General features: G+C 29.9%; 12 protein-coding genes and 3 tRNA genes. 5 read left to right on the top strand and 10 right to left on the bottom strand.

Annotation, left to right across the window (positions count from 1 at the left end):
* The 4 genes from ACKVOV_RS12940 to ACKVOV_RS12955 form a co-directional block, all read right to left on the bottom strand.
* Nucleotides 1-700 (bottom strand): P-loop NTPase fold protein (locus ACKVOV_RS12940; RefSeq protein WP_409207179.1); only part of this gene is annotated, 700 nt, incomplete at its 3' end.
* 160 nt (nucleotides 701-860) lie between these two features.
* The gene (locus ACKVOV_RS12945) at nucleotides 861-1,433 is read right to left on the bottom strand and encodes an HD domain-containing protein (protein ID WP_409207180.1); all 573 of its coding nucleotides are present in this window, start codon (nucleotides 1,431-1,433) and stop codon (nucleotides 861-863) included.
* A gap of 78 nt (nucleotides 1,434-1,511) precedes the next feature.
* The gene (locus ACKVOV_RS12950) at nucleotides 1,512-2,273 is read right to left on the bottom strand and encodes an NlpC/P60 family protein (RefSeq protein WP_409207181.1); all 762 of its coding nucleotides are present in this window, start codon (nucleotides 2,271-2,273) and stop codon (nucleotides 1,512-1,514) included.
* A 74-nt stretch (nucleotides 2,274-2,347) separates the two neighbouring features.
* Nucleotides 2,348-3,523 (bottom strand): acetyl-CoA C-acyltransferase, encoded by a 1,176-nt coding sequence (locus tag ACKVOV_RS12955; protein ID WP_409207182.1) that lies wholly within the window; start codon nucleotides 3,521-3,523, stop codon nucleotides 2,348-2,350.
* A gap of 255 nt (nucleotides 3,524-3,778) precedes the next feature.
* On the opposite strand from ACKVOV_RS12955, the gene ACKVOV_RS12960 reads away from it, so the two are divergent.
* The 3 genes from ACKVOV_RS12960 (at nucleotide 3,779) to ACKVOV_RS12970 (ending at nucleotide 4,060) form a co-directional block, all read left to right on the top strand.
* Nucleotides 3,779-3,865, top strand: a tRNA-Ser gene (locus ACKVOV_RS12960).
* A 13-nt stretch (nucleotides 3,866-3,878) separates the two neighbouring features.
* Nucleotides 3,879-3,953, top strand: a tRNA-Pro gene (locus ACKVOV_RS12965).
* Nucleotides 3,954-3,986: 33 nt separating this feature from the next.
* Nucleotides 3,987-4,060, top strand: a tRNA-Arg gene (locus ACKVOV_RS12970).
* A gap of 92 nt (nucleotides 4,061-4,152) precedes the next feature.
* On the opposite strand, the gene ACKVOV_RS12975 is transcribed toward ACKVOV_RS12970, so the two are convergent.
* The 5 genes from ACKVOV_RS12975 to ACKVOV_RS12995 all read right to left on the bottom strand — a co-directional run bounded on the left by ACKVOV_RS12975 (nucleotide 4,153) and on the right by ACKVOV_RS12995 (nucleotide 10,349).
* Entirely contained in the window at nucleotides 4,153-4,716 is a 564-nt protein-coding gene (locus tag ACKVOV_RS12975) for an exonuclease domain-containing protein (protein WP_409207183.1), read from the bottom strand.
* A 1-nt stretch (nucleotide 4,717) separates the two neighbouring features.
* Entirely contained in the window at nucleotides 4,718-6,628 is a 1,911-nt protein-coding gene (locus ACKVOV_RS12980) for a DUF294 nucleotidyltransferase-like domain-containing protein (RefSeq protein ID WP_409207184.1), read from the bottom strand.
* Between the two features lie 134 nt (nucleotides 6,629-6,762).
* Nucleotides 6,763-8,097 (bottom strand): DEAD/DEAH box helicase, encoded by a 1,335-nt coding sequence (locus tag ACKVOV_RS12985; protein WP_409207185.1) that lies wholly within the window; start codon nucleotides 8,095-8,097, stop codon nucleotides 6,763-6,765.
* 120 nt (nucleotides 8,098-8,217) lie between these two features.
* Entirely contained in the window at nucleotides 8,218-9,756 is a 1,539-nt protein-coding gene (locus ACKVOV_RS12990) for a DEAD/DEAH box helicase (RefSeq protein WP_409207186.1), read from the bottom strand.
* A 77-nt stretch (nucleotides 9,757-9,833) separates the two neighbouring features.
* Nucleotides 9,834-10,349, bottom strand: coding sequence for a DUF6155 family protein (locus ACKVOV_RS12995; RefSeq protein ID WP_409207187.1), 516 nt, complete (start codon nucleotides 10,347-10,349; stop codon nucleotides 9,834-9,836).
* A gap of 103 nt (nucleotides 10,350-10,452) precedes the next feature.
* Here ACKVOV_RS12995 and ACKVOV_RS13000 point away from each other — a divergent pair, with 103 nt between their 5' ends.
* Together ACKVOV_RS13000 and ACKVOV_RS13005 are read left to right on the top strand one after the other, a co-directional pair.
* Complete coding sequence (locus ACKVOV_RS13000; RefSeq protein ID WP_409207188.1) at nucleotides 10,453-10,731, top strand: DUF3817 domain-containing protein; 279 nt, start codon at nucleotides 10,453-10,455, stop codon at nucleotides 10,729-10,731.
* Nucleotides 10,724-11,986, top strand: a complete 1,263-nt coding sequence (locus ACKVOV_RS13005) for a mechanosensitive ion channel family protein (RefSeq protein ID WP_409207189.1) — start codon at nucleotides 10,724-10,726, stop codon at nucleotides 11,984-11,986. The genes ACKVOV_RS13000 and ACKVOV_RS13005 overlap by 8 nt, the downstream gene beginning before the upstream one ends.
* A 77-nt stretch (nucleotides 11,987-12,063) precedes the next feature.
* Here ACKVOV_RS13005 and ACKVOV_RS13010 read toward each other — a convergent pair.
* A partial coding sequence (locus ACKVOV_RS13010) for a helix-turn-helix domain-containing protein (RefSeq protein ID WP_409207190.1) occupies nucleotides 12,064-12,563 on the bottom strand: 500 nt, incomplete at its 5' end.

The following is a 12,563-nucleotide window of genomic DNA, read 5'->3' on the forward strand; positions in this document are numbered from 1 at the left end:
CACCGCAAATAGCATTTCCTAATTGCTCTTTATCTATGGATAAAATAAAGACAATATTGGGAACAGAGAAAAAATGTTTTACTTGTTCAAGTAATGAAACTGAATAATTTGGTCTGCATCTGTCTAGTTCGTCAATAATGAATATTAGAGGCTTTCCATCAGATTCATTTGTAACAAAGTTTGATAAATTTTCTCTGAATTCTCGAATTGAATTTTTTCGCTCCGCATATTCATTTACTTCCTTTTCAAAAATCTCAGTCAAACTTTTTGTTGACTCTGATATACCTTCAATTAATGTCTCAGAATCTAAATACTTATTTGCCAGTGACTTTGCCAGTGCAGGAACTAAATTTTTAGTAATAAGTGCTGCATTTTTTAAAACCTTATTAAATTTATCCTTATCTCCTTTATTTACTTCTTTTAATTCTCCAACTAGAGCTGTCAATGGATTATCTTCAAAATCGTTTTCCCATGCATTAAAGTAAATCGTTTTGTATTCTTTATTAAGAAGATATTGATTCCACATTTTTACAAATGTAGTTTTCCCTGTTCCCCATTTATTATTAATAGCTAACACAAATCCGGACGAATAATTTTCTACTAAACCAGTTAAAACTTGGGCATATTGTTCTCTATCTAGTTTACAGTTTTTAAATGGATTTTCCTTGTCAAATAAGATGTCATCATGTTTGATTTTCATAACTATGCGTGTTAAATACTTGTTTCTAAAGTCTCGACAGCTTGGCGATGTGGCGTACAAGTTAGCTTTTATTTTCTGTTAAAGATAGAAGTTTGAAAGTACAAAGCAAACTTTAAATTAGCGCTAGGCCCCAATTTATTAAAATTGCTGTTAGTGGCTCTTATTCTTTAACTATCACGCAATATTTTAAGTAATCTAATATTTTTTCCCAAAGTCTGTTTTCCAAGTATTCATTTCCACCTTTTAAGGAATTATGTATAAGAATTGCTTGTTTCTGATATTCAGTAATTTTTTCAAAACTCCAATGTTTTGGTGGAACTTGTAAGTTTGTTATTCTGTCTGCCAATTTCACAGCCCAGACTTCATTTTGTAATTTTGTAATGCGATTTAAACTATCATCCATTCTTTGTTCTTTTGGAATGTTAGAATTCTTTGTCAAAGATAAAACTGCTTTTGCAATTTCTTCACCAAATTCATTAACAAGTTCATCAAACGTGGTTTCTGTGTCTTCCAAAATGTCATGGAGTAAAGCAACTTGAATAGCAAATTCAGTATTAAATATTTGTGTTTTTTGAGATGCAATTATAATTTCCATAGCAACATTGCTTAAATGAACTACGTATGGCAAGTTTGTTCCTGGAATTAATTGATTTTTGTCAGAATGCTTTTTTGCAGCAAATTTTATTGCCTTTTGATATTTTGTTTGTAATTCACTCATGTTAATTTTTTCCATTTTTTTAGCATAGCACTAACTTATAAATATACGAAGTTTATTAAATAAAAGACAAAACCATTTTAAGCAATTAAAAACTTATATAATTTTCTTAATAACTCTTAATTTATGAGTGTGTTTGTTTGCTTCGGCATTATAAATACCAAGATGATCTAAACGGTCTATACGAACTTTTCCACTGGCGTGAATGATATAATTATCGTCCATAATAATACCAACATGTATAATATTTCCTTCATCATTGTCAAAAAAAGCCAAATCTCCGGGCTCGCTTTCTTCTATAAAGCTCAAGGCTTCTCCTTGACCAGCTTGTTGTGATGCATCACGAAATAACTTATAACCATTTAGTTTATACACCATTTGTGTAAATCCTGAACAATCAATCCCAAAAGGAGTTTTTCCGCCCCACAAATAAGGTGCATTCATATACATAAATGCAGTATTTATAAGATTGGGTTTGGGTTTTATACCGCTAATCTTTAATCCTTCAAAAGTAAAATTTTCTGTATTTATTGCTTCGTAATTTAAGAAAGATAACGAAGCTCCAAGCGGAATAGGAATTAATATGTTTTTAGGAGAAGTAATATATTCTATCAAATCGCTGTTTAAAACAATACTGTCTTTCGATAATTGTTCAAATTGCTCTTCGGTAATTGTTGCAAACTGTTTGTTGTCTACCCAACCTTCATAATCATCATACGCTAAATGTATTCTAGACCATTTTTGAGTATGTTCTAAAACGCTAAAGTGTTCACCAAATAAAACTTGAGAAACTAACTCACTTCGGTCGCTAGGCTCTATTCGTAAAGGGATATTGGCTAAATTACAAATTCCAAACATTCAGTTATAATTGATAATTAACAATTGACAATTAAAACTAATTATCAATTGTTAATTTTTAAATTGTTAATTAGTTAAGCTCTTTCAATTACAATTGCAGAAGCACCGCCACCACCATTACAAATAGCTGCTGCACCAATTTTACCATTGTTTTGTTCTAGAACGTTTATTAAAGTAACAATGATTCTTGCTCCAGAGCATCCTAGAGGATGTCCTAAAGAAACAGCTCCACCATTTACATTAATTTTATTGTTATCTAAACCAAGAATTTGAGCATTTGCTAATCCTACTACCGCAAAAGCTTCATTAAATTCGAAGAAATCTACATCTGTAGTTGTTAGACCAGCTTTTTCTAATGCTTTAGGAATTGCTTTAGCAGGAGTAGTGGTAAACCATTTTGGTTCTTGTGCCGCATCTGCATATCCTTTTATGTAAGCTAAAGGCTTTAATCCCATTGCTAATGCTTTTTCTTCACTCATTAAAACCATTGCTGCTGCACCATCGTTTATAGTTGAAGCGTTAGCGGCAGTAACCGTTCCGTCTTTTGTAAATACAGCATTTAAAGTAGGAATTCTATCTAATTTTACATTAGTAAATTCTTCATCTTTAGTAACCATTATAGGATCACCTTTTCTTTGCGGAACAGGAACAGGAACTATTTCGTTGTCAAATTTTCCAGCATCCCAAGCTTTTGCAGAACGCTCATAAGACTGAATAGCAAAGTTGTCTTGGTCTTCTCTCGTAATTTTATATTCGGAAGCGCACATATCTGCACAAACTCCCATTGCATTACCATCATAAGCATCTTGTAAACCATCTCTCTGCATACCATCAACCATGGTTGTTGGTCCAAATTTCACACCATTTCTTAAATGAACATAGTGAGGAATCATACTCATGTTTTCCATACCACCAGCAACAACAATTTCTGCATCGCCAGTCATAATAGCTTGAGCTGCTAACATAACCGATTTCATTCCTGAAGCACACACTTTATTTATTGTAGTACAAACTACTTCGTTAGATAAACCAGCAAAAATTGCGGCTTGTCTAGCAGGTGCTTGTCCAACACCAGCTTGAACTACATTACCCATATATACTTCATTTACTAAAGCTGGATCTAGATTTATTTTATTTAATGCACCTTTGATAGCAATTGCTCCTAATTGTGGTGCAGGAACGCTTGATAATGCTCCCATAAAACTTCCAATAGGAGTACGAACTGCTGATACTATAACTACTTTTTTCATTTTTGAAATATTCTTAAATTACAGTGGCGAATTTACTAATTTTAAAAAGATTTTGTACTTCTTAATGCATTTTTTTTGAATTTAACGGTTATTTAGTTTTAAATAAGAAGTTCAATTTTGTTGTATAATGTTGATTATTAAATGTTTTAAAATTTAATGATAAATAAAATAAAAATAAATAACCAAAAAGTTGGTAATATTCGTTTGATACCCTACATTTGCAACCGCTTAAAAGAAAGAATTTAATTCTTTATTGGAGAGTTGCCTGAGTGGCCGAAAGGACATGTTTGCTAAACATGCGTATGGGAAACTGTACCAAGGGTTCGAATCCCTTACTCTCCGCTTTTTTTGCTTTCGGGGTGTAGCGTAGCCCGGTTATCGCGCCTGCTTTGGGAGCAGGAGGCCGCAGGTTCGAATCCTGCCACCCCGACTAAATTTATTGTTTAGTCAATAAATTGAAAATGGCCCAGTAGCTCAGCTGGATAGAGCAACTGCCTTCTAAGCAGTAGGTCTCAGGTTCGAATCCTGACTGGGTCACATTTTCAAACAAAAAATCCTCTTGAAAAAGAGGATTTTTTTATTTTATAATAGTTCTTATACAAAGTATAAATTTGTATAAGAACTCTATATTAACTCATTTTTAGTCTGCTTTTTAATTTTAAAAACAATAACGCAATTGAAAATGAGATGTTTGCAGATGTAACGATTTGAGGATAATCTATTTTATATATTGATAATAATTCTACTAACGAAAATTGTTTCGAGTTTTGATCGATAATTTTAGTATGCATAACTTCAACATCAAATAAATCATTTTTTAGACGACCACTTTGAATTTTAGATAAATATTCATTAATAATTTCAATATCATAGTGAATACGATGTCCTACTAAAGTAGCGTTTCCTATGAAATTTATTAATGATTCTATAGCTTGAATATCTTGATAACTTAAATCTTTAGTTTCAATTACTTCAGCTTTATTTAATTCTATTTCTAAACAATTCTCTACACGAATCTGATTGTTTTCGATAGCAATTGCTCCAATAGATATAATTTTATCTTTAGCAGGATTTAATCCTGTTGTCTCTAGATATAAAGCTACCTTCCTTTCAGTTGGCATTTCAAACTGAAGGAGGTAGTTCTTCCAGAATTCTGGATAATCTTTGCCAATATTTTTAAACCAATCAAGCATATTATGAAAATTGTGTTAATTGAAAAGTATCTTTTACAATCTCTTCTAAATCTTTTAAAACGTGTAAGGATTCTTTTAGTTTCTCCTTATCTGATTTAGATACTATTTCTAAATCTATATATTCTCCTGAATTATCATTTTTAAGCCCTTCAAGAGTTCTATATCGTGACAAAAGTAAGAAAGTATCGGCAGCATTCAAGTAGATTTCGGCATTTGAAGTATCCTTAATTGCTAATTCTTTATATCTTGAAAATGTATTATTAATTCCTTTTAATCCGTGGTGAATTGCCAATAAACGAGCAATATCAACTAATTGATTTATTCCTTTTGCTTTAATATTAAATTTATCCTTATGCGGGCCATCTTCTTCTTCATTAAATTTTTTGAAAAAATTAAGTGGCGCTGGCTTTTTTAAAGCATCATTACCTAAATAATCGAAGAATAAGGCTTTATTTTTAACTTTAAATATGGTTTCGGTAATACTATTTTCTAAATTTTGATCCCCAAAAACAAATTCATAATCAAAAAATATAGAGCAATGTTCATTTGTAAATTCACCTGGAGTATTAATCCAGCTTTCGTACTGTTTTGACCACTCTGTCAATGACTTAGACCAATTTTGATTGTTAGCATGGTGACCGAAATTACAATGCTCGTATCCAATTTTTTCTAAAATTTCATTTACTTTTTTAGTCAGTTGATTAAAATAATTTTTCACATCACGGACTTGTTGAATATCGACATCACTAAATATTAAAAAATTATCATGATCCGTTAATAATAATTGTTCTTTTCGTCCTTGACTTCCTATACTTAAGAATGCAAATGGAACAGGAGGTGAGCCTAATTCTAAAATACTTATCTCAATTGATCTTCTAATTATAGCCAATGTAATTTCCCCAGAAACATTAAAAATATGTTGCAAAGGAATATTTTTTGTAACCGCTTGGTGTATAATACTAGACAGCGTATTTCTTATTAATTTTAATTCGGAAGCATTAGTAGAACGTTTTATTTCTTTTATTAGAACACCTGGAGAATTAGCTTGAGCCTGAACCAAGTCATTTTGAGTAATAACACCTTTTACATCTGTATAAATTGTACCATCGATAGTGACGCACAAATGATGTACTTTATGTGAAAGCATAACTAATTGCGCTTCTGCTAGTGAAATATTTTCTGAAACAGTAATAACAGCGTGTGTCATTATTTTATCTATATGAGACTGAATAGCTTGCTTTCCAGTAGCTACTTTTTCTCTAAAATCTGCATCGGTAACAATACCTACTAGTTTATTATTGTTATTCACAAATGCTGAATCTAATAGGTTATCTGCCATTAGTATGGCAACTTCTCGAATCGTTTGATCATAGGTAACAACTAGTGGCTTCTTATTGTAATTTAAAGCTTGAAAATAAGAAAAATCATTTTGAAATTCAGATAATTGTACAGAATCAGAAATTAATTTATTACTGTTCTTATCGGCTAGGTTATTTGAATTTTGAGCAAAACTTTCTAATAAGAAGTTTAAAACATCAGTATTTTTAACTACAAATGGCTTAAAACTTTCAATAGGAATTGCATATAAAATAGCTTCTTCATTAGTTTTTGCAGTCATTTGGTAATTATTTTTGGCAAAAAATGGACGCAAACCAAAAACATCACCAGAATAACATTTATTAAGTAAAGTTTCTTCAGCGTCTGAAATTACCGATAAATGTATTACGCCAGAATTCATAACATAAAACACATCATGTAAAGTATCATTTATTTGAAAAAGTGTTTGATTTTTCTCTAAATGGATCACACGAATTGTTTTAGAAATACTTTTTAAATCTTCAAAATTTAGAAAACTAAAAGGTTTAAAATCTTTTAAAAAATTGGCAACACTTTCTGCAATTGAATTCTTCATAATAGGATGGATTACTATTTTGTAAATTTATAACAATTTTTAGAAGAAAGAAGGCTTATTTGAAATATTCTATTTTACATAATATAAATTATAGTTCAAATATGTTATATATTTAAAACTGCTAATTTTAGGGTTTATTTCATTTTTTGTCTTTTTACAACTGGTGCTGTATCAGGTTTATTATGCAGATAATAATTAGCGATTAATTTCTCAATCAATTCATCTTTTGTAAGATGATGAAAAACGGTTTTTATTTTATCTTTCAAATCAATTGATAATTCGTGATTTGGTTTGGTTTTAAAAATTTGTTTTGCCCACAAATACGCATTGTTTTCTTCGATACTTTCTGCATTGGGTTTTTGAAACTTTTTGAACTTAATTCCCAAAGCTTTTTCAAAATCGGCAATTTCAGCAATTTCTTCTTGTTGCAAAATGGTTAAAGAAAATCCTTCTGCACCAGCTCTTGCTGTACGTCCGCTACGATGAACATACGTTTCGTGAACATCTGGCAAATGATAATTTACCACATACGAAATTTCTTTTACATCAATTCCACGAGCTGCTAAGTCTGTGGCAACTAATATGTTAATATGTCCAGCACGAAACTGATCCATGATTCTGTCACGAATTGGCTGTGTTAAACTACCGTGAATTGCTCCAGACGAAAAACGATTTATTGCTAAATTCTTAGCTAATTTATTGACAGCTGCCTTAGTTTTACAGAAGATAATACCTCTTTGTCCTTCTTTTGAAGTTAAAAAATGCATTAAAACTTCTAGTTTTTCTATTGGATCTACTACTATATATTCGTGATTAATACTAGAATTACCAACAATCTCCATACTAGCACTAACTTGTGTCACTTTTTTTGACATATAGTTTTGTACCAATTGCTTCACTGTTCCTGGCATAGTTGCCGAAAACAACCAAGTTTTTCTATTTTTAGGTAAATCGATGGCAATTTCATCTAATCCTTCTTTTAATGCTGTTGCCATTTCGTCGGCTTCATCAAGGATTAAATAGTTAATTTCTTTGATGTTTATAGCACCTCTTTTGATTAAATCTATCAATCTTCCTGGTGTCGCTATAACAATTTGCGTGGGTTGTTGCAAACGTTCTATTTGAGGTTTTATTGGGATTCCGCCACAAACAGAAGCAATAGAAACTTCGGGTAAATATTTAGCAAAACTTTCTAAATTTGTGAATATTTGGTTCCCCAATTCTCTAGTTGGAACTAATATTACAGCTTGTATTTTAGGATTATTTACGTCAACCAATTGCAATAAAGGCAATCCGAAAGCAGCTGTTTTTCCTGTTCCAGTTTTAGCTAATCCTATAAAATCATCTTGACTAGAAAGTAAAACTGGTATCGATTTTTCTTGAATTTCTGTAGGAACGGAAATTTTTAAATCGATTAAGGCTTTTAAAATTGGTTCTGATATTCCTAAATTGGCGAATTGTTTTGACATATTGATTTTTTTTAAAGAATGTTTATTACAGAGTTGAAACTCCTAGCCCAGATGGAAACGATATCCTTTAGTTTTTTTCTTTAAAAAACTAAAGATAAAGTGAACAGCTGGAAATAGCTCCTAATCTTCTTCTGCAAATAATTTTTCTCTGTATTTTTTTCCTATTAAAAGTAATAATTTTACCTTGTAATCTTCGACCAACCATTCTCGATAGTTTTTGCTACATTGACTCAAACATTTGGTGTAACGTTTCATACGACATTCGATATCGTCGTGTAATTCTTTCGATAAATTTTTAGCATCTATAAGCTCTTCCGTGTTATCTACACACATAGCAGCATGTTGGTCTAGTGACTTTTCAAGTACTACTTTAGAACGCAGATTTAACGAAATAGCTAACTTATGTTCAGCATCAATATCAAAAGTTACAATATTCGTTTTACTAAATTTTGCACGTAATTCTGGTGGCATTTCATATTTGAAATGAAGTTCGATTTCGGCATCTTCACGAAGATTATCTAGATAATATTCAGGCGATTTAAATATGTGTTGCCAGTCTACATTTTGGCTCCAAAGTCCAAAACGAGCTGCATTATTTCCTAAATCGATGATGGTAAATTCGTTTTTATTAGGCAGTTTTCTTGAACCACGACCAATCATTTGGAAATATAATGTGAGTGATTTTGTTGCTCTATTTATAATTATGGTTTCAACAGTTGGCTCATCAAAACCTGTAGTTAAAATTCCTACCGAAGTTAAAATAGCGTCTGGAGTTTTCTTAAACCATAACAAAATATCTTTTCTATCTTCTGGAGATGTTGTGTTGTCAAGATGTCTTATTGGTAATCCTGCTTCTTTAAATGTTTCATAAACATATAAAGATGTGTTTATTCCGTTGTTAAAGATTAAGGTTTTCTTTCCTTTAGATTTTTCTTCGTAAGCATGCAATAATTTATTTTGCATATCCAATTGAGAGTACAGTTCGTCCGAAGATTTTACTGTATAATCACCATTTATCCCTACTTTCAAGCTAGATAATCCTACATCATAACTAAAAGTAACTGCTTTTGCTAAAAAGCCGTTATTTATTAATTTACTAATAGGATCTCCTACAATAAGTTCTTTGTAATTTTCATACATAGGTAACTTAATATTTGAACTTAGTGGTGTGGCAGTTACACCAAGTATAAATGAATTATTAAATGACCCTAATAACTTCCTAAAAGAATTATAATGGGCTTCATCTATAATAACCAAACCTACGTCGTCTATAAGTAATTTCTCGTCGTTAAGTCTATTTTTTAGTGTTTCGACCATAGCCACAAAACAAGAATACTCATCTTGGTCTGGCAATTCTTTTACTTTAGAGTTGATGATTTTGTTTTTAACATCAAATCCTTTAAGCATTTTTGAAGTCTGCTTACAAAGCTCTATTCGATGTGTTAGAACGACTACTTTTTTGTCGTAAGTTTCTAAATAACGACGAACTATTTCAGAAAAAATAACTGTTTTCCCTCCTCCTGTTGGCAATTGATATAATAAATGATAATTGTTTGCAACATTATTCATTTTATTAAAAATAGCATCTATATCACGAGATTGATAATCGTACAATACTTTTTTCTCTTCTACCTCAAGTTCTAGTTCTTTGTATGACATACTTTTTTTGTGATTTTGGCAAAAGTACGCTATAAAAAGGGTTATTTGGTTATTTTAATAGAAAAATTGAATAAAATTTAATATTCAAATCTTTCTACAATAGCATTAAATTCATAATGATTGACCCAATTTTGCACTAAAGATTCATCTTTAATTGCCACTACCCTACTTTCAAAATCACTTAAAATTCCTTTCTCTATAAGAAAGCTAATGGCTTGACTAAAAGAGTTTAACATGCTTTTGTAAAACAATTCAGATTTTATTTCTTTTTCTGAAGATAGTGTTTGGGCTATTTCGATATTATAAAGCATAACATCGGCAATAATAAAAGGATCTACTCCTAAAGTAATGAAATGTTTAATAAATTTTTGAGCCACAGAGCGTCGCATTTTTGCTTTTTTGCCTCGAATAGGGAAATATTCATTCGAAATTTTGAGTTTTGCTTCTTTGACCAAATTATTTTCATTTGGATTGAATACAAAATTATAATACGTTTTTACAGGAACAAACTTATCATATAACTCGATTATTTGCTCTTGAAGTTGCTCTTTGTTTAGCTCCGAAAGGTACTTTTTTAAATCTCGTTTACTCATTATTCGAATTTATATTACAAATGTAAATTACTTTATGTTTGAATACTTATATTATCGATGATAATTCCTAATTTTGCAATCAAATTAATTTATAAAACTTAAGATGCTTAAATTTTTCAAATATCTTGCTATTACAGAAGGAATTTCTGCTTTATTATTGTTCTTTTTTGCTATGCCAATGAAATATATTTTTGATAATCCTGTTTATGTAAAACATATAGGAATGGCACACGGAATATTATTTACAACTTATATTATCATTGCAACGATATTAAAATTTAAACAAAACTGGAATGTAAGAAAATATGCTGAAATTTGTTTGGCTTCCATCCCTCCTTTTGGTACATTTTACATCGAAAAAAAATACCTGAAAGATGCTTAAATTCACAGAAAAATTATTTGGCTGGTGTGATAAACTTTTAATAAAACTTGGTTTTAATGAAACCATTGCATCCTATTTAGGGTTATTTATAAATTTAATCATTCTTTTTGTAATATCCTATATTTTATACATGATTTTTAGGTTTATTTTGGTTACAATTATGGCAATTGTAGCAAAAAAGACTAAAACAAAATTTGACGATTTATTGGTTTCTAACCAAACAGCAAAATATATTTCGCACTTAATTCCGTTAATTTATATTTATAAATCCGTTCCAATTATTTTAGAAGATTTTAATTCTTGGGAATCTATTTTTGGTAAATTAGTTGGTATTTATATTATCTTATTGGTTTTGTGGATCATTAGAACTGTTTTTAATGCGCTTCGAGACCATCTAAAAACAATTCCAACTTATAGTGACAAACCAATAGATAGTTACATTCAGGTTATTATGATTATCCTTTGGATGATAGGCTTTACCGCTATTTTATCTAAATTATTTGAAATAGAAATTAGAGACCTTCTAACCACTTTTGGAGCAATTTCGGCCATTATATTGTTGATATTTAGAGATACCATTTTAGGTTTTGTGGCTAGTATTCAGGTTTCGGTAAACGATATGGTTCGTATTGGAGATTGGATTACGATGGATAAATTTGGTGCCGATGGTGATGTTATCGAAATAAATTTAGCCACTGTAAAAGTTCGGAATTTTGATAATACAACCACTACAATTCCTACTTATAGCTTAATTTCTGATAGTTTCAGAAACTGGCGTGGAATGTTAAATGCCGATGGAAGACGTATAAAACGTCATATTCTGATAAAATCCAGTAGTATTCGTTTTATTAAAGAAGAAGAACTGGAGGATTTTAAAAAAATACAACTGATAAAAACCTATATCGAAAAAAAACAAGCCGATATAAACAAATACAATTCGCAATATAATGTAGACAAAACGTTATCGGTAAATGGTAGAAATTTGACGAATTTTGGGCTTTTTAGAAAATATTTGACTAATTATCTAGAAAATTACCCAAGTCTAAATAAAGATATGATATTGCTTTGCAGACATTTACAACCCACTGCTCAGGGAATTCCGTTAGAAATTTATGCTTTTACGAGTGACAAACGTTTTGAAAATTACGAATATATTATGAGTGATATATTCGATCATATACTGGCATCAGTAGTTTATTTTGATTTACAAATTTTCGAAATGCCTTCTAGTAAGAATGGTATTACAGAGGCTTAAAATATTTAATCTCAAATTGTTGTACGCTAATATTCAACTGATATTTTGAAAGTTGACAAACCAAATAAACTACATTCTTAAATATTTTTTTTAAAATTTTGAGGTGTTGTTCCTGTGTATTTTTTAAAAACTTTAGTAAAATAGGAATAATCATCAAAACCAAATTCATTTGCAACTTCGCTAATAGTCACTTCTTTTATTGATAATAATCGTTTACTTTCTAAAATAATTTTTCTATAAATAAATTCCGTTAATGTTATATTTAAAACATTTTTACAAATTCTATTTAAATGTTTTAAACTAATATTCATCTTATTTGAATAATAAGAAGGTGACTTTTCTTCTTTATAATGACTATTAATAAGTTGTTTCAGTTCATTAATTTTAAAATTATAAGGATGAATAGAATGATTATCTATTGAATTGTATATTCTATCTATTTCTATATGAATAATATCAAGAACATTTAATAACTTATCTGATTTCCTTAATTTATTATCTCTATTTTCATAAATTAATATATCAAAATATTGTTTAAATTCTAAAATTTGTAATTCTGTTAATACTAATTCTGGGG

The sequence above is a fragment of the Flavobacterium sp. genome (assembly GCF_046153165.1).
Lineage (GTDB): Bacteria > Bacteroidota > Bacteroidia > Flavobacteriales > Flavobacteriaceae > Flavobacterium.